Consider the following 19,174-nt stretch of genomic DNA (forward strand, 5'->3'; position numbering starts at 1 on the left):
GTCACGACCACGCGCCGCCGGAGCTGCTGATGGCCTGTTCCTGTACGAGACGCAGGAGTCGTCGGCGCGTCTCCTGCGGCCAGCTCGGGGACGTGCACCAGCCGAGAAGTGCCGCCATGCGCCAGGAGACGAGTTCGAGCCCGCAGGCCATCGACAGGGCTTCGCGCGCGAGCCCGTGCGTGACCAGGCGCTGAAAGAAGACCTGGACGTCGTCCCCCTTCTCGGCCCCCGACCTCTCGAACGCCCTGAACAGCGAGATGGCGAGGTCCGTACGTCCCACGTCGAGCAGCAGCTCGAAGAGGCTCTCGCTCCCGTCGAAGTCCCGGTCGGCATCCGCCAGCCAGACCTCATGAGCACGCTCGGCGGCCCGTTCGGCGCCGCGCGGGTCGCCCGCCCTGGCGAGGCCGGTACCGATGGCGACGAAGGGGAAGGGGTTCGCCAGACGTTCCGCGAGGCGGAAGGCGCGGTCGTGCTCGCCGGAGTCGATGAGTGCGTCGCAGAGCCGGACCGCGTCCGGCGAGGCCGCCCCGTGGGCCTCGTAGGCGTCGTGCGCCGCCAGGGCGAAGTCGCGCGCCGGGCCGTGCAGTCCGGCGCGGCTCAGCGCGATGGCCGCCGACGCGCCGAGACCGATCCCGGCCGGGTCGTCCGGGTCCGGGGGGTGGCCGATCGTCTGCCGCAGAAGCTTCAGGACGCGCGCCACACCCGGTGTCGTCTCGTGCGGGAGCGGTCCGGCGGCCGACAGTACGGCACAGAGCGCGGACACACGGCTGTCGCGGTCCCTCAGCCGGCCCGCCGTCTCCACGGCCGTCTCGAACAGGGCGTCGGCCGCGCCGCCGTCCGTCCGCCGGTGGCACCGGGAGAGCGTGGCGAGGGCTTCGGCCCGTTCGGCGGCGGGCCGGATGCGGGACACGACGGCCGTACAGCCCTCGACGCCGTCGGTGCGTTCGAGTGCCGCCACGACGTCGAGGGCGGCGAACCATCGCTCGCCCCGGTCGAACGACTCCACCGGCCGCCCCAGCAACCCGACCTCCACCCCGACCGCGTGGGCCATCTCCCGGGCGTAAGCGGCCGTCCCCTCGTCGGCGGCCAGGGCGACGGCCAGTCGCGCCCGCTCCCGGACCGGCCACTTCGCGTACTCCGCAGCCGGTCGCGGGCCTCGGGCGAGCGCCTCGGCGTACTCGACCGGGCGCAGCAGGGCGTCTCTCCACGCCGCTTCGGGATCCGCCATGGCCACCCTGCGCGCGCCGACGAGGTCCCCCGACTCGATCGAGGCGGCGATCAAGGACTCCGCGATGTCGGTGACCAGCACGATGTTCCAGTGGCCGCTCATCGCGAGGGCCCGTCGAGCCGTCTCGACCGCGTCCTCGCGCCGACCGGCCGCCAGGAACCCGTCGCCCAGTTCCACCAGGCCGACGGACACGTCGTCGGCGTCCATCTGCTCGAACTCGTCCGCCTCCTCGCGCAGTCGACGCATCGCCTCCAGGTCGGGGCGTCCCGCGCGGGCCTGCGCCGCCCTCAGATGGGCCAGGGCCACCCAGCGGGTCGCCGGGTGCGCCAGTGCCGCGGCCAGCGCCACCTCCCGCTTCAGGACGGTCTCCGCCCGCGCGCCCTGCCCCTGGGCCGACAGCGCCTCGATCAGCGCCCCGTGGACTCCCGCGCGCAGGTAGTCGCCGCCGATGTCGCTCGCGGCGGCGACGGCGACCGCGTCCTCCGTACGCCCCGCCCGTACCAGTGCGCGGACGGTCCGGCCGAGCCGTGCCACTCCCTGTCCGGCGCCCAGGGAGAAGGAACCCCGTTTCGTGAGGGCCTTGTGCGCCACGCGCAGGGCCGTGTCGTGATCCCCGAGCTCGCTCAGCACCGCGGCGGCGTCGGCCAGCGCCCACAGATACAGGTCACCGTGGGTCCGCTCGTACGCGAAGAGGCCGTCGAGGGCGGCCCGCGCCCGCGCCGGTTCGTCGACCGCCAGGAAGTACTCCGCGCAGGCGATGAGCAGGCGCTGGTCCTCCCGGCCGACGTACGTGTCCGGGGCCGACGCCGGTACCGCCGCGCCCGCCGCCACGGCCGCTCGCGCGCAGTCCTGAAGGGAGACCAGCTGCCAGTACTCGTCCTCCGGGCGTGCCGTGAACTTCCATGCCTGGTCGGTGATTTCGGCGGCCCGCGCAGCTGCCCCGACGGTCACCAGTGCCCCGGCCACCTCCGCCATCGCCCGCGCGCGGTACCGGTCCTCCATGCAGAGGGCTATCCCCTCCGCCTGCCGGTGCTGCCCCGAGCGGACGAGGAGCGCGAGCAGACCGGGCGGCAGATCGATGGTTCCGGCCTCGACGACCACCTCGTGCAGGCCGAGGCGGAACAGTGCTGCGAGGACGTCCGTGGAGTCGCCGGCCAGGTCCTCGCGGGCCCAGGCGATGGTCTCCAGGAAGACGCCGTCGTGGCCGTAGGCCGCCAGCAGGCGCTGCCGGCGGGCGATGGTCACCAGGTCCACCAGTCGCTGCCCGCCCACGAGGGCCCGGTGCGTACGCAGGAAGTGGTGCAGGCCGTGCAGGAGGAAGGGCGGGGTCGACTCGGGCCAGCCGCGCTCGGCGTACGCGTCGGCCCACGCGAGCACTGCGCGGACCTCCCGCTCGTACCGCCCCTTCCCGACCCGCTCGTCGACGAAGCGGCCGTAGGTGGTGTGCGCCCACTGGTAGCCCACTCCCCCGGCCTCCATGGCCAGGGGCAGCAGACACCGTTCCACCTCGCTCAGCAGGCGGGCGATCTGCCCGACGCCCAGGCCCAGCAGGTCGGCCAGGTCCAGCCGGGTCAGCGGCTCCTCCGTCACGCACAGGAGGGTCGCGATGCGTTCCGTCACGGGGTCCGGCGACGACAGCCACTCCTCCAGGTGCCGCCGCGCGTCGTCGTGCCGGATCTCCGCGTGCGGGCTGGGGGTGAGGGGGACGACGGCCACCGGTGTGCTCGCCAGTGCGTGGTGCCGTGGGACCGCGGCCCGGAAGTCGGGCAGGCTGCGCGTCGCGACGACGACATGGGCGTGGCCCGAGAGGTGCACGGGGAGCAGCGGACTGATGCCGTCCGCCCTCAGCTGCTCGTCGAGCGCGTCGACGAGCAGGACGGCGGGGCGCTCGACGGTGCCCAGGGCCGCGAAGTCCTCCCAGAGCCGGGCGAACTGGGCGGGTTGCCGCTCGGGAGGGCCGACGTCGTCCGGCACCCCCAGGACGGACAGCAGTTGGCCGATGACGGCTTCGAGGAAGTGCTGGGCGCGGTTGGAGTAGCGGTCGACGACGTAGAACACGGCCACGGGGCAGCCGAGTTCGCGCAGCCGACGGTAGGACTCGACCATGAAGGCGGTCTTGCCGGCGAACGCGGGTGCCTCGATCACGTGATACGTACCCGGTCCGCGCAGGGAGTCGATCAACTCCCGCAGCTCCCGCTCGCGGTCGAAGACGTTCGCGTGGTACCGCTCGAAGGCGGTGCGCGTGGCGCCGTAACGGTCGCCGGACGCGACCGCCGCCGGTCGGGGCTCCGGTGCGGGGCTCGGGCCGCGCAGCCGGAGCACCTCGATCATCGCGGTGTGCCGGTCACGCCACAGCTGCGTCGCGACGAGCGGCAGGACGTGCGCGGGTACGTTCCCGTAGGCGTCGCGGACCGAGGCGTGGCAGGCGTCCACGAACCCCATGACGACTTCCCAGCGGGGCGCTCGCACGAATTTGCCGTTCAACAGCGCGCTGAGGCCGGCCGGGGTGAGCGCGCCGCGCAGTTCGGCGGGCGCGGCCGTCCGGTTGTGCCGCACCAGCGCGTCGTACGTCGGATTGCCGACCGAGACGCGCAGTTCGTTGAGCTGGTCGGCGAACCGCTCCTGGGGGGTCCTCACCATCCCGCGCGCAGTCCTCCCTCACCGCCGCCCGCCGTTCGGAAACGTTCGGGGCCTGCACCCGGAAACCTGCCCCGACCAGGCGATTCGCCCCACCGCTTCGGTCCTCGTCAGGTTCCCGGACCTCCGGCCACCCCTGAGCCAACCCTATTCCTCGACATCCCGGCCGGCAGGCCACTTCACCCCGGAGGTCCTCATGCCCCGCACCCGGCGCACGACGCGCGAACTCAAGGAAGTACTCAGGCTCGTGATCAGCGGAGTGATCGCCGGCGGCACCCGAGCCCTCCTCGACTGGCTCTCCGGCGTGCGCTAGCGCGGCGTCAGCCGTCGTAGCCCTGCTCCGTCAGGATCGTGTCGATGCGGGTCCGGTGGGCCGTCTCCCAGGCGTCGAGGGTCTCCGCGGCCTCCTTCGCGAGCTTCGCGCGGGCCGCCGCGAGGGTCTCCTCGGCGCGGGAGGACGGGACGACGACCACGCCCTCCTCGTCGGCCACGACGACATCGCCCGCCGCGACCCGTACGCCACCGCAGGTCACCGGCTCGCCCAGGGGGCGTACGGCCTTCTTGGCGCCCGGGACGGGGATGACCCCGCGGGCGAACACGGGGAAGCGCATCTCCCGGACCTCGGCGAGGTCGCGGATCAGGCCGTCCAGGACGAAGGCGGCGATGCCCCGGCGCTGGGCGACCGCGCAGACGTTGCCGCCGGCCAGCGCCCAGTCCAGGTCTCCCGACTCCACGACCACGAGCGAGCCGGCCGGCGCCCGATGGATGGCCGCGTGCAGCATCAGGTTGTCGCCGGGCGGGCAGCTCACCGTGAACGCCGGTCCGGCGACCCGGGCGGCCGGCCCCCACAACGGCCGTACGCCGATGTCCATGACCTGCGCGCGGCCCAGCAGGTCGGCGAGGGTGGTGGTCGGTATGGCGGCAAACGCCTCTGCGACAGGTGCTTCAACGGTCATGTCACAGCAGCCTCCCACGGCAGCCCCCGCCCCTCCACCACCTCCAGCCGCGACACCGCGCGCGTGATGACCACGTACAGCCGGTTCAGTCCGCGCTCCTCCTGCTCGACGATCGCCATCGGCTCCACGGCGACCACGTGGTCGTACTCCAGGCCCTTCACCACACTGGCCGGGACCACGCTCAGCCGCCCGTCCGTCTCCGGCAGGCCGGCCGCCGTGAGGGCTTCGCGGACCGTCCCGGTCTGCGCGTCCGCCGTCACGACCCCGACGGAGCCCTCCAGCGCCAGCGCATCGCGCACGGCCGCCACGACCTGCGCCGGCAGATCGCCGGCCGCCCGCCGGATGCGCAGGTCCCCGTCGGTGCGCAGGGAGCGCGCCTGCGGTACGTCGACGTCCAGGCGCTCCAGGAGCCGGTTGGCGAGGTCGGCCACCGCGCCCGGCACCCGGAAGCCGGTGGTCAGCGGCACCACGGGGGCGTCGGGGCGGCCCAGGTGGGTCAGCTGGACCCGCCAGGAGCGGGCCGCCCACGGTGTGGTGCCCTGCGCGAGGTCGCCGAGGACGGTGAGGGAGCCGAAGCGCACCCGGCGGGCGATGGCCCGGCACTCCATCGGGGAGAGGTCCTGCGCCTCGTCGACCACGACATGGCCGTAGCTCTCGGGGTGCTCGATCAGGCCGGCGAGTTCGTCGAGCAGGACCAGATCGGCGGCCGTCCAGCGGGCGGATTTCCATGAGCGCGGGGGGCGGGTCCAGAGCAGCGCCCGCTGTTCGTCCGCGTCCAGCAGCCCTTCCGCCGCGCGCGCCAACTCGCGCTCGTCCGTGAGGAGTCCGGTCAGCACCTCCTCCGGTCGCGCCTTCGGCCACACGGCCTCCACGCACGCGCCGACCGCCCGTGAGCGCTCCATACGCCGCAGCCAGGCGTTCGGCGGGGGTCCGGCCCTGCGCTCCACCTGCTCCAGCACGCGGCGGACCAGCCGGGCCCGTACGCGCTCGCGCCCCACCTCGTACGGCGGCTCCTCGGCGAGCACGTCGGTCACGATCTCCGCGACCTCCTCGGTCCGTACCCGCCAGCGGTACGACCCGTCGGGCACCGCGAGTTCGGCGGCCCGGTCGGCGGCCACGCGCGCGTACAGCGCCCGGCGCAGCACCTCCGCCATGCGCGCGTCGTGCTTCACGGCGGCGGCGAGCGGGGCGTCGGTGCCCTTCACGGGGTGGCGGGCGATCTCGTCGTGCAGCGTCGACTGCCGGACGCCGGTCTCGCCGAGGGCGGGCAGCACCTCCGCGATGTACGACAGGAAGGTGCGGTTGGGGCCGAGGACGAGCATGCCGCCGCGGTGGACGCGCTGCGGGTGCGTGTAGAGGAGGTACGCGGCGCGGTGCAGGCCCACCGCGGTCTTGCCGGTGCCGGGGGCGCCCTGGACGCACACCGACTCGGCCAGGCCGGCCCGTACGAGATCGTCCTGTTCGGGCTGGATGGTCGCCGCGATGTCCCGCATGGGGCCGACGCGCGGCCGTTCGATCTCGCGCGCGACGATGTCGCTGTGCCGTGACTCGCCCCGGCCGAGGTGCTCGTCCTCCAGGCCGGTCAGGTCGGCGGAGTCGCCGGCGCTGCCGGCCGCCCAGCCGAAGCGGCGGCGGACGGCCACGCCCTGCGGGTCGCGGGCGCCCGCCTGGTAGAAGGCGCGGGCCACGGGTGCCCGCCAGTCGACGACCAGGGGCGGGGCCGCCGGGTGCTCGCTGATGCGCAGCCGGCCGATGTGCAGCCGGCCCTCCTGTTCGCCGTCGAAGTCCAGCCGCCCGAAGAACAGCGGCCCCTCGGGCAGCTCGCGCATCGCCTTGGCGTGGCTGCGCAGCCGGTGTCCGAGGACCTCGGCGTCGGCTCCCGAGGCGGAGACGTCCTCGCCGGTGACGACCTGCTCGGCGGCGCCGGAGACCATCGCGGCGAGGGCGGTACGGCAGTTCTCGTGATGGGCTCGTTCGCGCTGGAGTTCGTGGTCCATGCCGTGGTCCATGCGGTAGTCCATGCCACGAGGGTACGCGAAAACGTGACCGGGTTACATATTTTACCGAGGAACGGAGAGCGGTGACGGGCTACGCGTACCGCCGCAGCCCCTCCGCCAGCTGGCCGAACGCCCGCTCGGCCGCCGTCACCGCGTCCCGGCGCACCTCGGCCACCGGCTCCCCCGCGGAGATCCGCCGCCAGTTCTCCAGCGCGAGGATCCGGAGCACGGCGTTGATCTGGCCGGCGGCCAGTCGTGCCTCCAGGTCGCCGCCGAGGGCCCCGGCCAACGCCTCCTCGGAGCGCTCCTGGTAGGCGTGCAGGCGGGCGGCGAGGGACGGGGTGCCGTAGACCAGGGAGTGGTAGGCGAGGACGGCCGGGTGGTCGCTCAGGCCGGTGACCGGGTCCTCGGCGGCCAGGCGCTCCAGGAAATGCCGGCGCAGGGCCTTGAGCGGCGGCAGCTCCGAGCCCGTGACGACCCGCGCCGACTCGTCCTCGTGATCGGCGATCCGGTGCAGGACGAGGTCCTCCTTGGCCGGGAAGTACCGGAAGAGGGTCGGCTTGGAGATCTCGGCGGCGGCGGCGATCTCGGCGACCGACACGGCGTCGAATCCGCGTTCGATGAAGAGGCCGATCGCGATCTCCGAGACCCGCTCGTACATCCGCTGCTTCTTGCGCTCACGCAGGCCGGGGTCAGTCATGGGGTCGAGCCTACGAGGACCGGCCGACCGACCCTACGAGAGCGCCTTCGGCAGGTACGGGTTCGCCTGCTCCGGCATCGGCAGCCCCAGCGCGGCCCGCGCCGCCGCCAGCGTGGTGCCGTACGACTCGACGGCGCGCCGGACGTTCGGCACGTCGAGGCTCGCGCCGGTCACCAGCCGGTCGAGGTCGATGTAGGCGGAACGGACGATCTCCAGCCGGCGGTAGACCGGCCAGTCCCGTCGCCATCCCCGGGTGTAGGCCGGCGGCAGCCGCCGCTCCCAGCGGTGGAACATGCGGTCCCTGATCTCCCCCCGCGTCGGGGTGAGGTGCATATGGCGGACGAGGTCGTAGAGGGGGTCGCCGACGACGGCCATCTCCCAGTCGATGATGGTGACGCCGGGAGGGCCGGAACGGCGTACCAGGTTCCACGGGTTCAGGTCGCCGTGCAGCAGGGTGGGTTGTCGCTCACCGACCCGGTGCAGGGCGAGGATCTCCCGCAGGCGGACGGGGTCGGGCAGGCCGAGGGTGCGCGCCAGTCGCAGCGACTCACGGGGCAGGTTGCCGATCAGCAGGACCAGTTGCTCGGTCAGCCACCGGTAGAAGCCGCCCTCGCCGGCGGTCGGGTCGAGCCGCAGATAGTCGACGCCGGTCAGCGCGCACAACTGGTCGATCAGTCCGTCCGCCTCCTTCGGGCGCAGTCCGTCGACCGGGTGGGCGGGTGGCCGGTCGAGGCGGGCGCCGACGTAGGTGTGGATGGTGAAGGGGTCCCCGAGGTGGCTCCTGCCGAGGGCCAGCACCTTCGGCGCGGCGACCCGGGGGCAGTCCTCCTCGATCGCCCGCAGGACCGCGTGCTCGCTGAGGTAACGGGGTTCCCTGCGCACGACGTTGGGCAGCTCGCGGCGGACCACCACCGGCTGGTGGCCGCCCGGCAGCTGGACCACCGTGTTGAGGTGCGCGGAGCCCTTGAACACGCGCGCCGCGGGGGCGCCGCCCTCGGCCAGCAGGGCCTGTTGTACGGCCTGCCGGTCGAAACCGGGGTTCTCCGGGACCCGCTCGTCGAACTGCCAGTTCCGGGCGTCGCGGATCCAGGCGTTGTGCGTTCCCTCCCCGCGTGAGGCCAGCCAGCGCAGCAGGGCCTTCTCGATCTCACGCTCAGCCGGAACGTTTCTCAGCCCCAGGGGGCGCTGCGCGGTCCGCAGGGCCCGGTGCACCTCCGTCGTGGCCTCGTCGAGCCGCCGGCCGGTGCAGGACTCCACCAGCGAGCGGGCGACCCGCATCACATCGGGGCAGACGGACTGCGCCCATTCGAAGTCGAGATAGTGCCGCAGGTCCCGGTCCAGGCCCCGGACGGCGTCCGGGCGGACCCGCTCCATGCTCGCCGCCCACAGGGCGATCACGTCCTCCCACTGATGGTCGGGGTAGCGCATGCGGACCAGATGGGTGGCGAGGTCGTGCAGGGGGTCGCCGTAGGTCGCCAGTTCCCAGTCGACGCAGATGAGGGGCGGGTCACCGGCGTAGGACAGGATCAGGTTGTCCCGGTGGAGGTCGCCGTGGAGCAGGCTGAACGGCCTGCGGGTCATCGAGGGGACCCGCTCGGCGAAGGACAGGAGGGCGTCCTCGGGGATCCCGAGGGCGGTGAACAGGCCGCCGAACTCCTGCCAATTGGACTGGCGGATCTGGCGGTCGGCGAGCCCGGCCAGGGTGCGCAGGAAGCCCTGGCTGTCGGTGCGGCCGGCGGGCCAGGAGTCCGGCAGCGGCGGCAGCGCGCGCGGGTGCACCTCGGTCATGCGGGCCAGCAGGTCGCACAGCGCGTGCACCAGCAGGGTGTCCACGGGTTTGCCGTTGAGGCAGACGGCGGACAGCGGCGTTCCCTCCACATAGCTGTGGATGGCGAAGCCCGGCTGCTTGGCCAGGCAGTGGGGGGCGTGCGGCAGCCACCCGCGCAGCGCGCGGAGAATCGCGGCCTCGTCCTTCCAGGTCCTGATGACCACCGACGGCGCGTCGGCACGCGGCACGCGGACCGTCACCGGTGTGCCCGGAGCGAGGCCCAGCAGGCGGGACACGGCCTCGGTCACGGGGGCGACGTAGTTGCTGTTGTGGAAGCCGCTGCTGGCCTGTCCCCGCCGCCGGGCGTCCTGGGCGAATCTCCGGAGAAGGACGGCGTCGGACGGGCCGTCGGAGGCTCGATCCCCGAGAAGATCCTGGGGAACAAGGGGGTCGACCACTGGGCCGCTCCGGGTACTCACGCTGGGATGGAATGCGCCGCACGACCAGAGTGCCGTCGGCGGCCGCGGTCCGCGCATGCTAGCGCACCGTTGTTGCGCCTACCGGGCGAGTCGCTTCCAGACCGAGTCGAACCAGGTCTGCATGGATTCGACGAAGACGGTGCCGGACGAGTTCGGGTCGGCGTCCTTCACGTGATGGATCAGGGTCGCGCCCAGGCCCAGTACGTCGAGGATGGTCACCTCTTCCCCGTCGTCCAGCTGGACCGTGCGTTCGAGCACCTCGTAGGGCCCGAACAGCGCCTCGGTCCCGTTCAGCAGGTAGAGCTTGAAGGCCGGGGTCAGCGGGGCGTGCCGGATCTCGATGTCGACCGAGGGGACGAATCGCTCGGTCCTCAGGTCGTTCAGGGCCTGGAGGAGCGACGCGGTGTGCCGGCGGGTGATGACGCGCATGCGCTCGAAGGCACGGGTGTCGTCCGGGGCGTCCTTGACCGCCGGATAGGGCAGGGGCGCCGTGTCGTCGGGGAGCAGAATCCGCAGGGCGATCCGCTCCGGGGCGATCTCGCCGGCCCGGATCCGCTCGACCTGGAGGCGGATGTGGGCGTCCAGCGACTCGGAGGTCAACGTGTAGACGTCGAGGGTGACTTCGCGCTGTTCGAAGATGTCGCCGAGCAGCGGTCCCAGCGTGATGCCCTGCCGGGCCCTGGTCCTCGGCGACTGGATGCGCTGGGTCTTGACCACCCTCGATCCGCTGCCCTGCCGGGTCTCGATCCAGCCCTCGTTGACCAGTTCGCGCATGACGCGCTGGATGGTGTCGCGGGAGACGTCGAACTCCTCGGCCAGGTGGCGCTGGGGTGGCAGGAAGGACCCCAGCGCGTACGTGCCCTCGGCCAGCCGGGCGAGCACCGCGCTGAAGACCCGCTGGAACTCCCTGCCGCCTCCGTCACCGCTCTGCTGTGCGTCCACACCCCGACCGTACCGCCGACGCCCCGGTGACCAAACCACTTTCAGTCAAATCAGCCTGGCTGAAAGCCGGTTGCGGTCGGCCGGTTAGAGGATCACGCCAGCCGGGGAAATCCACCTCACGACAACCAGTCCAATTGGACCGGGAGTTGATCGGTTCACTGGGAATGGCAGGGAGGTGGAGGGAATGCTTCTGCTCGCGGCACTGCGCGGACTGGCCGAGCTGACCGCGGCGTCGTTGACGCAGTCCAGACTCGGCCCGGTGGGCATGGTCCTGCTCTTCGGACTCGGCGTGGGGATCAGGGCCCGGCACCAGGGGCTGGCCGTGGGGGCCGCCATGGCGCTGGTGGTGCTCATGAGTCAGGCGTAGGGGGACCCGGATCCGGCACCGACGGGCCAGGCGTACGAAGGTCAGGTGTAGAGGGACCTGATCGTCTCGAGGAGGGGCTCCAGCGTGTTCACCACCGCCGTAGCCCCCGCCCCCCTGAGCTGCTTCTCCTTGCGCTCGTTGCGGGCGTAGCCGAGGAAGGGGACGCCTGCCTCCGTCGCGGCCACGTAGTCCGTGACCGCGTCGCCGATCATCAGGGCGTCGGCCGGCGCCGAACCCATCACGCTCAGCGCGCGGTTGAGGCAGTAGGGGTCGGGCTTGAGGAGCTGGAGCTGGTCGGTGCGGCCGTAGACGTGCTCGAAGCAGGAGGTGAGGCCGCGGCGCGTCAGGTACTCGCGCACCACCACGGGCGAGTTGTTCGTGGTGACCGCCATCCGGGAGCCCGTCGCCCGCCAGGTCTGGATGAGCGGGTCGGCCCAGGGCGTCGGCCTGGCCACCCTCGCGGCCCTGAGCTCCTCGTCGGTGAGGTACCGCTCCAGTTCGGCGACGAGGTCGCTGCCCGGGCGGTGCCGGTCCACCGCGCGCAGGACGACGTGCGGGTCCGGGGAGTCCCGCTCCTCGGGCGCCAGCAGGTCCCGCAGTCCGCGCGTCTGAAGCCACTCGACCAGGAGCTTCGCCACGTTCTCCGCGCTGTGCCCGGCGAACAGCCGGCAGATCGGCCCGTCGAAGTCCCACAGGACGACCCGCGTACGAGTGATCAGCTCCCGCAGCTCTGGCAGCTCCATGGTCTCGTTCTCGGTCTCGGTAGAAGTCACTAGGAGAGTGTCAGGTCCGTCGTGATGGTTTCCCAGAGGGCGTCGAACCACTTCTGGGATTCGTCGACGAACGCCGCGTCCTTCTGGCCGGACCGCCTCTCGAAGGAGAACAGCAGGGACTGCGAGCCGAGGGCGTCCCACATCTCCAGGGTCTGGCTGTGGTACTCCTCCTCGCGCCGCTCCAGCATGTAGTAGCCGAGCAGCGCCTCGTCGCCGTTGAGCAGGTACAGCTTCACGGGCGGGGTGAAGGGCAGCGCGCGGAAGGTGACCTCGACCTCGATGCCGTGCGTGGCGCGGACGGCCTGGAGGTTGTGCCGCAGCACCTGCGCCTGGGCGTTGCGCATCTCCAGCCAGCGGCGGTGGACCGTGTCGTCCTCGTCGTGGGGCTCGACCGGCACCGGGAAGGCGAGGTTGATGTCGCGGGACGGCAGCAGGACCCGGACCTTGATCGACTCGGGGGTGACCCGGTGTTCGTGGATCATGCGGAGGGGTTCGCCGAGGGCCAGCAGCAGCGTCTGGGAGGTGTGGCAGACGACGTCGACGTGTACCTCGCGGGCGGAGAACGCCTCCGCGAGCCGGGGCGCGAGCCCGACCATCGTCGGCTGGGGCGCGTCGCGCGCGGGGGCCGGCTGGGGGGCGATCTTCGGGGGGCTGCCCTTGCTCACGTTGGTCAGCAGACCGTCCTCATGGAGTGCCCGCAGGGCCTGGCGCACGGCACCGCGCTCCACGCCGAACTCGTCCGCGAGCTCGGCCTGGGTGGGCAGGCGGTCTCCCGGCCTCAGGTCGCCGACGCGGATGCGCTCGCGCAGGGCGTCGGCGATCTCCTGGGGCGTGAGCCTTCTGCTGCCGTTCACTGCCACGTTCTCCTGGGTCACGACCAAACGCTACAACTGAGATCCATCTATGGGGAGTTGTTTGAAAGTTGTTTGAGGGTTGTCACCAAGTGGGGACAACATAGTCAAAGTTGGTTGCCAACTTCCCCGAGTTGGCGAAAGGAGGTAAGCACCGTGCCTGCTCTCACCCTCCTCTCAGCAGTCCTGGAACAGACCGTCCAGTGGAAGTACGGAACCGCCGGCGCCGTCGGTCTCCTGCTCCTCACCATCGGCCTGAAGGCCAAGAGCCCCGGCCTCAGCTCCGCGGGGGCCGTGATCCTCGCCGTCCTGGTCACCGGGCCCGCCGTCAACTCGTGAGCACCAGCTCCGAGGAGATGGTCCCCCACAGGGCGTCGAACCACAGCCTCGACTGCTCGACGAACGTCGTGTCCCGCGCCCCGGCACCCTGCTCGAACGCGAACAGCATCGACTGGGTGCCCTCGGCGTCGTACATCACCAACTGCTCGTGATCGACGACCTGCTCACGCCGCTCCAGCCGGTAGTAGGCGAACAGCGCCTCCGCCCGGTTCAGCAGATACAGCTTCACGGGCGGGGTGAAGGGCAGCGCCCGGAACGTCACGTTCACATCGATGCCGTGCGTGCTGCGCAGGGCCAGCAGATTGTGCCCGAGCACCTGGACCTGTGCGTTGCGGTGCCGCAGCCAGTGGTGGCGCAGCCGGTCGGCGTCCGAGGCGGCGTCGACAGGGGCGGGGAAGGCGAGGTCGATGTTGCGCGAGGGAAGCAGCACGCGGACGTCGACCTTGGCCGGTTTCCATCGCTCCGCGTGAATCTGCCGCAGCGGTTCGCCGATGGCGAGGGTGAGCGAGACGGCGGTCAGGCACAACGCGTCTATCTCGACGTGCTCGGCCGCGAACGCGTCGGCGATGCGCGGCGCGAGCGCCACCATCGTGGGCTGCGGCGAAGCCGCCGGGCCGAACCCGATCCGGCTCGTTCCCAGGTCCGGGGCCACGGTCGCCGGGGCGCCCCTGGAGGCGTCGGTGAGCAGGTGCTCCGACTGGAGGATGCGCAGGGCCTGGCGCACCGCGCCGCGCTCCACACCGAACTCGTCCGCCAGCTTGGCCTGTGTGGGCATGCGCTGGCCCGGCCGCAGCACTCCGGTCCTGATCCGGGTGCGCAGTTCGTCGGCCACCTCGCGATGTGACTTCTGTGGCCGCTGTTGCCTCTTCCGCCCATTGGCGGAGGGGAGTTCCGGCTCCACGGCCAAACAGTACAACTTCCCGCCATCTTTGGGCAGTTCACCAAGAGATGGTTATAGGCCGCTTCCAAGCGGACATAAGAACAGTGAAGTTGGCAGCCAACTTCGGGAACATGGTCAAGCTTCCTGATGGTTGGTCGGGCTCTCTTCCGGAGGGGAGCCGGGAGCCCGGCATCGCGACCAGCACGACGGCACCGTCACAACTGAACACCGGGAACAGCCACAACCGAAGATCGCGCACAGTCACAACTGAACACCGACAACTTCATAGCCCCACCTACGGATGAATGAGCCGCCGTCGTCGCCGGGAAGGAAAGGAGCCGCACTCAGAACTGGTCCGGGCACCAAGGCCGCCTGGACGTACGCAGCAGGGCGTCCGCCTTCCGGGCGGCGCCCGCTCGTTCTTCGCGCACCCGGCCCAGCGCCGCCAGCCGCACCGCCGACGCGTCGCCCAGCCACAGTGACGCCAGGTCGGCGACATCGAGCGTGAGATCGGCGCTCCGGGTGCTCGGGACGCAGGCGCCGCCCTCGGGCGAGGCCTCCAGCAGATACCGCCCGCCGGTCAGCCCGTCCCCGTCCCGGACGTCCAGGACCAGCGCCCCCTCCCCCTCGTACGTCCGCGCCTCCAGGGCCCGTACGACATCCAGGAGCCGGGCCCACAGCCAGTCCGCCTGGGTGGTGACGCGGGCAGCGCGCGGGTCGGGCAGGAAGTGCGGCAGCAGGTCGTCGGGAGCCCGGTCGCCGGACTTCACCGTCGTCACCCAGTCGATCGAGCACAGGTAGTACCACAGGGCGCGCTCGGCGGCCGGGCTCGTCGCGATCAGCCAGTCCACGGACGCCGTGTTCAGGGGCTGCTTGCCGTCGCCCCACCTGCTGTCCGTCTCATAGGCGACCATGCCCTCGACCTGGCCGTCCGCCGAGCGGTACACGGCCCAGTAGGGGGCGCTCCAGTCGCCGCCGATGCGCAGGGCGCCGGTGTTGATCCGCCACCAGCGCTCGTCGCGGTCGATCGCGCCGGGCTGGGCCCGCCGCACCCGATCGTGCAGTTCGGGGCCGGTCTTGCGGACCTCCGCGGCGTCGATCAGGTCGATCCGGCCGCCGTCCTCGGGCCCCGACCAGCGCGGGTCGAGGCCGGAGCGGGGCACGTCGATCGTCCACTGGGTCGTGGTGGTGACGGGCCCGAAGCCGTAGCGGCCGTAGATCGGGTACTCGGCGGCGATCAGCGTGGCGAGGGCGTCCCCGCGTTCCTTCGCGGCGGCCAGGTCCTGGGCGATCATCCGGGTGAGCAGCCCGCGCCGGCGGTGGGTCGGGGTGACCGTGACGTTGGAGATGGCGTCGGCGGGGAGCGTACGGCCGCCGACCGCCGTCAGCTCCTGCGGGAAGGAGCGGTACGTCGCCACGCACCGTCCCGCCTCGAAGGCGCCCAGGGTGCGGGCCGGGTCGATGATCGCGCCGCGGTCGGAGAGCTCCTGCTCGGACACCTCGGGGCCGCGCAGGAACCCCACGCGCATCGCCCGAATCCAGTCGGGGATCTCCGCTTCGGTGATCGGGCGTACGTCGATGCCGCCGGGAGAGGTCGTCATGGGGCCACGGTAGGAGGGAGCGGGTGCCGTGTCGCGGCAATTTTCCCGTGAGAGAGGCCCTAGGGCCTGTCCGGCGAATCAGGTCGCAGGAGATCGGCGGTACCTCGTCAGCGCAGGTGAGCGGGGCCGATGGGGGTACCTCCCGCGCGAGCGAAGTTCGAGCGTGGGGGAGCGTCCAGCTGCAAGGCGGAGGAGGGCGGCGATGCGGAGCATCGGCAACCGACGACAACGCCGCTGGGGGTCCCCCCACGCCTTTAAGGCAGTGGGGGAGGGCGTGCCAGGCCCCGCGTCTGCGGCCGGATCCGCCGGACAGGCCCTAGACGAGCAGGTCGTCGATCTGGGCCTCGCCCTCGCGGTAGCGGCGGGCGATCTCCGCGCTGCAGTCGTCGTGGGTGCGCTGCAGGGCCTGCCGGTGGCGGGAGATGTGCTGCTCGTAGCGGACCAGGCGGGCCATGGCCTCGTCCAGCTCGGGGTCGGTGCGGGCGGTCAGGTCGGACAGTTCGACCTCGGCGAGCATGTCGGCGGCGAGTTGCCCGTACTCCTCGCGCTGCGGGGTGCCGACGGTGACATGGCGGGCGGAGGAGCGCTGGCGGGCCGGGGCGTCGGTGAGGATCTCCGAGAGCCGGGCGACGACGGAGGCGCCGGGCGCGGTGGGGGCGGGCGCCGTGCCCCGGCGGGCGCGTTCGGCGCGCAGGATGTCGATACGTCCCTGGAGGAGCCGGCGTACGTAGCTGAGGTCGGCCTCGTCGCGCTGGGCGTCCCGGCGCAGGGTGCGCAGTTCCGCAAGGCTCATCCGGGACAGGTCGTACTCCGGCGGATCCACGGGCAGCCGGGGACCGCCGGCGGGCGGTGGACTGTCGCTGCGTTGCGCGGGCGTGCGCTGGGTGGTCGCGCCCAGCCGCCCGGTACTCGGTGTGCTCATGTGCCTCTGGCGTCCCCTCGAACCGGCGTGTGGACAGCATCGTGCCACCCCAAGTGGCCGCTATGTGACCGAGTGCCCCCGAACGGCCCCAGATGGTGGCTAAAGGATCAAAAAGAGGCCCGGTAACGGGGGTTGCGGGCGGCACGGCATGATGGCCGCATGCGAGCGGTGGTACAGCGGGTGGACGGCGCGAGTGTCGTCGTGGACGGCGAGACGGTGGGCGCGATCGAGGGCGAGGGCCTGTGTGTCCTGGTCGGGGTCACCCACGAGGACACCAAGGAGAAGGCGGCTCAGCTGGCGCGCAAGCTGTGGTCGATCCGCATGCTCGACGACGAGAAGTCGTGCAGCGACATCGCCGCGCCGCTGCTGGTGATCAGCCAGTTCACGCTCTACGGCGACGCCCGCAAGGGCCGCCGCCCCACGTGGAACGCGGCGGCCCCGGGCGAGGTGGCGGAACCCCTGGTGGACGAGGTGGTGGCCCAGCTGCGCGCCCTGGGGGCGACGGTGGCGACGGGCCGCTTCGGGGCGAAGATGCGCGTCTCGCTGACGAACGACGGGCCCTTCACGGTGCTGCTGGAGATCTAGGGCCTCGCTCGGGCCCCGGTCAGGGTTCGACCACGAGCTCCTGGGCCGCCGCGGTCTCCCCCGCCATCAGCGGCGCGTCCACGGGTACGTTCCGCTTGACCAGCGCGAGGGCCACCGGCCCCAGCTCGTAGTGGCGTACGGACGAGGTGACGAAGCCGATCTTGCGGCCGTCGGGGCCCTCCTCGGCGAGGCGGATCTCCGTGCCGGGCGTGGGCAGATGGACCTCGCTGCCGTCGAGGTGGAGGAAGACGAGCCGGCGGGGCGGCTTGCCCAGGTTCTGGACGCGGGCGACGGTCTCCTGCCCCCGGTAGCAGCCCTTCTGGAGGTGCACCGCCGTGCCGATCCAGCCCAGCTCGTGCGGGATCGTACGGTGGTCGGTCTCGAAGCCGAGGCGGGGCTGGTGGTGCTCGACCCGGAGGGCCTCGTGGGCGAGGAGTCCGGCCGGTGAGCCGACCCGCTCGGCGTACGACTCCAGGTCGACGCGCGGCAGGAACAGATCACGCCCGTACGCCGTCTCGCGCACGACGACGCCGTCCGGCACCGGGGCGATGGAACCGGCGGGCAGATGCACCACGGCGATGTCGGCGGTGCGGTCGGCGACGGTGACCCGGTAGAAGAACTTCATCGACTCCAGGTAGGCGATCAGCGCCTCCTGGGTGCCGGGCTCGACGTGCGCCCAGACGGTGTCGCCGTCGTCGACGAGGTACAGCGCGTGCTCGATGTGGCCGTGCGCGGAGAGGATCAGCGCCTCGGTGGCCTGGCCGACGGGCAGGTCGCTGACGTGCTGGGTGAGCAGCAGGTGCAGCCAGCTCAGCCGGTCCTCGCCGGAGACGGTCACGACGCCTCGGTGGGAGAGGTCGACGAAGCCGGTGCCGTCGGCGAGGGCTCGCTGCTCGCGGAACAGGTCGCCGTAGTGGGCGGCGACGCCTTCGTCCACCCCCTCGGCGGGGACGGCGCCGGGAAGGGACAGCAGAGGGCTCTTCATATGCCTAGCCTACGACTAGGTAGTTGAACCCTTCAGGGAACAGTCCCGGCATCTGCCGAAGATCGCGAAGTGCTTCATGTCGGTCTCGAAACCGAACTCCCGCCGCAGCTTCGCGGTGAACTCGGCGGCCACGTCCACATCGGCCTCGATGACGTTCTGGCAGTCGCGGCAGACGAGGTGGATGTGGTGGTGCCGGTCGGCGAGGTGGTAGGTGGGCGCGCCGTGCCCGAGGTGGGCGTGGGAGACGAGCCCGAGCTCTTCGAGCAGTTCCAGCGTCCGGTAGACGGTGGAAATGTTGACCCCCGACGCCGTCTTCTTCACTTCCGTGAGGATGTCGTCGGGGGTCGCGTGCTCAAGGGTGTCCACGGCTTCGAGCACGAGTTGCCGCTGCGGCGTCAGCCGGTAGCCGCGCTGCCTGAGGTCGCTCTTCCAGTCGATGCTCACCACACCGAAAGTCTAGAGCTACTTGAAGAAGGCGATCCCGTCGTCGGGCATGTCGTCGGGAAGGGCCTTGGCCCAGCGTTCGACGTCCTCCGGGGTGACGACCTTCTTCAGGTGGGCCGACATGTAGGGGCGCAGCTCGACCTCGGGGGTCTGCTTCTCGCCGACCCACATGAGGTCGCTCTTGACGTATCCGTACAGGCGCTTGCCGCCGCTGTACGGGCGGGAGGCGGGGGTGCGGGCGACCGCGTCCGTGACCAGGTCGATCTGCGGCTTCTGCTTCGCCATCTCGCCGTACCAGATCTCGATGACGCCGTCGTCGCGGGTCATCGTGACCTCGACCCTGCGCTCGGCGTCGATCCGCCAGAAGCCGTGCTCGGACTCCAGCGGGCGGACCTTGTTGCCGTCCTGGTCCAGCACCCAGGTGTGGGAGCTGTACTCAAGGAAGTCCCGGCCGTCGTGGGTGAAGCTGACCTCCTGGCCGAAGTTGCACTTCTCGTCGCCCGGGAAGTCGAACACGCCCGCGCCGGCCCAGTTGCCGAGCAGGAAGGCGAGGGGGACGAGGTCCTTGTGGAGGTCGGACGGGATCTCGATCATCAGAGGGGTTCCTAGCTAATGGGTCAGCGCTGGCCCTGGTACAGCTTCTTCACGGTCAGACCGGCGAAGGCGAGGACGCCGACGCAGACCAGGACCAGCAGGGTTTCGAAGAAGATCTCCACGGGT

Annotated in this window: 17 protein-coding genes; 3 read left to right on the forward strand and 14 right to left on the reverse strand. The window is 71.7% G+C overall.

Annotated features, from left to right (window positions below):
• Position 1 precedes the first annotated feature (1 nt).
• From ACZ5NW_RS34360 to ACZ5NW_RS34385, 6 genes are all read right to left on the reverse strand, one after another.
• Complete coding sequence (locus tag ACZ5NW_RS34360) at positions 2-3,868, reverse strand: hypothetical protein (protein WP_468747927.1); 3,867 nt, start codon at positions 3,866-3,868, stop codon at positions 2-4.
• A gap of 317 nt (positions 3,869-4,185) precedes the next feature.
• Positions 4,186-4,821, reverse strand: a complete 636-nt coding sequence (locus ACZ5NW_RS34365; RefSeq protein ID WP_468747928.1) for an RraA family protein — start codon at positions 4,819-4,821, stop codon at positions 4,186-4,188.
• Positions 4,818-6,842, reverse strand: coding sequence for a HelD family protein (locus ACZ5NW_RS34370; RefSeq protein ID WP_468747929.1), 2,025 nt, complete (start codon positions 6,840-6,842; stop codon positions 4,818-4,820). The genes ACZ5NW_RS34365 and ACZ5NW_RS34370 overlap by 4 nt, the downstream gene beginning before the upstream one ends.
• A gap of 67 nt (positions 6,843-6,909) precedes the next feature.
• The gene (locus ACZ5NW_RS34375; RefSeq protein ID WP_468747930.1) at positions 6,910-7,518 is read right to left on the reverse strand and encodes a TetR family transcriptional regulator; all 609 of its coding nucleotides are present in this window, start codon (positions 7,516-7,518) and stop codon (positions 6,910-6,912) included.
• Positions 7,519-7,551: 33 nt separating this feature from the next.
• Entirely contained in the window at positions 7,552-9,765 is a 2,214-nt protein-coding gene (locus tag ACZ5NW_RS34380; protein ID WP_468747931.1) for a phosphotransferase family protein, read from the reverse strand.
• 78 nt (positions 9,766-9,843) lie between these two features.
• Positions 9,844-10,707, reverse strand: a complete 864-nt coding sequence (locus tag ACZ5NW_RS34385; RefSeq protein WP_468747932.1) for a winged helix-turn-helix domain-containing protein — start codon at positions 10,705-10,707, stop codon at positions 9,844-9,846.
• Positions 10,708-10,891: 184 nt separating this feature from the next.
• Between ACZ5NW_RS34385 and ACZ5NW_RS34390 the strand changes: the two genes are divergently transcribed.
• The gene (locus ACZ5NW_RS34390; protein WP_468747933.1) at positions 10,892-11,074 is read left to right on the forward strand and encodes a hypothetical protein; all 183 of its coding nucleotides are present in this window, start codon (positions 10,892-10,894) and stop codon (positions 11,072-11,074) included.
• A 41-nt stretch (positions 11,075-11,115) separates the two neighbouring features.
• Here the strand turns inward: ACZ5NW_RS34390 and ACZ5NW_RS34395 are convergent, their stop codons facing one another.
• Both ACZ5NW_RS34395 and ACZ5NW_RS34400 read right to left on the reverse strand, forming a co-directional pair.
• Positions 11,116-11,898, reverse strand: coding sequence for an HAD family hydrolase (locus tag ACZ5NW_RS34395; protein WP_468747934.1), 783 nt, complete (start codon positions 11,896-11,898; stop codon positions 11,116-11,118).
• The gene (locus ACZ5NW_RS34400) at positions 11,847-12,728 is read right to left on the reverse strand and encodes a winged helix-turn-helix domain-containing protein (RefSeq protein WP_468747935.1); all 882 of its coding nucleotides are present in this window, start codon (positions 12,726-12,728) and stop codon (positions 11,847-11,849) included. The genes ACZ5NW_RS34395 and ACZ5NW_RS34400 overlap by 52 nt, the downstream gene beginning before the upstream one ends.
• A 126-nt stretch (positions 12,729-12,854) precedes the next feature.
• On the opposite strand from ACZ5NW_RS34400, the gene ACZ5NW_RS34405 reads away from it, so the two are divergent.
• Complete coding sequence (locus ACZ5NW_RS34405) at positions 12,855-13,037, forward strand: hypothetical protein (RefSeq protein ID WP_468747936.1); 183 nt, start codon at positions 12,855-12,857, stop codon at positions 13,035-13,037.
• Here ACZ5NW_RS34405 and ACZ5NW_RS34410 read toward each other — a convergent pair.
• The 3 genes from ACZ5NW_RS34410 to ACZ5NW_RS34420 form a co-directional block, all read right to left on the reverse strand.
• The gene (locus ACZ5NW_RS34410) at positions 13,027-13,944 is read right to left on the reverse strand and encodes a winged helix-turn-helix domain-containing protein (RefSeq protein ID WP_468747937.1); all 918 of its coding nucleotides are present in this window, start codon (positions 13,942-13,944) and stop codon (positions 13,027-13,029) included. The two genes, ACZ5NW_RS34405 and ACZ5NW_RS34410, sit on opposite strands and share 11 nt — an antisense overlap.
• 317 nt (positions 13,945-14,261) lie before the next feature.
• Entirely contained in the window at positions 14,262-15,518 is a 1,257-nt protein-coding gene (locus ACZ5NW_RS34415; protein WP_468747938.1) for a GNAT family N-acetyltransferase, read from the reverse strand.
• A 316-nt stretch (positions 15,519-15,834) separates the two neighbouring features.
• A complete protein-coding gene (locus tag ACZ5NW_RS34420) occupies positions 15,835-16,440 on the reverse strand; it encodes an RsiG family protein (protein ID WP_468747939.1) in 606 nt (201 codons plus the stop codon).
• Between the two features lie 159 nt (positions 16,441-16,599).
• Between ACZ5NW_RS34420 and dtd the strand changes: the two genes are divergently transcribed.
• Positions 16,600-17,025 (forward strand): D-aminoacyl-tRNA deacylase, encoded by a 426-nt coding sequence (gene dtd / locus ACZ5NW_RS34425; RefSeq protein WP_468747940.1) that lies wholly within the window; start codon positions 16,600-16,602, stop codon positions 17,023-17,025.
• Positions 17,026-17,044: 19 nt separating this feature from the next.
• Here the strand turns inward: dtd and ygfZ are convergent, their stop codons facing one another.
• From ygfZ to ACZ5NW_RS34440, 3 genes are read right to left on the reverse strand one after another with little or no spacing between them, the layout of a single operon-like run.
• Positions 17,045-18,010 (reverse strand): CAF17-like 4Fe-4S cluster assembly/insertion protein YgfZ, encoded by a 966-nt coding sequence (ygfZ, locus tag ACZ5NW_RS34430; protein WP_468747941.1) that lies wholly within the window; start codon positions 18,008-18,010, stop codon positions 17,045-17,047.
• Positions 18,011-18,025: 15 nt separating this feature from the next.
• Complete coding sequence (locus ACZ5NW_RS34435; protein WP_468747942.1) at positions 18,026-18,457, reverse strand: Fur family transcriptional regulator; 432 nt, start codon at positions 18,455-18,457, stop codon at positions 18,026-18,028.
• Between the two features lie 15 nt (positions 18,458-18,472).
• A complete protein-coding gene (locus ACZ5NW_RS34440) occupies positions 18,473-19,048 on the reverse strand; it encodes a heme-binding beta-barrel domain-containing protein (protein ID WP_468747943.1) in 576 nt (191 codons plus the stop codon).
• Between the last annotated feature and the right edge of the window lie 126 nt (positions 19,049-19,174).

The organism is Streptomyces sp. NPDC032126 (assembly GCF_055580085.1).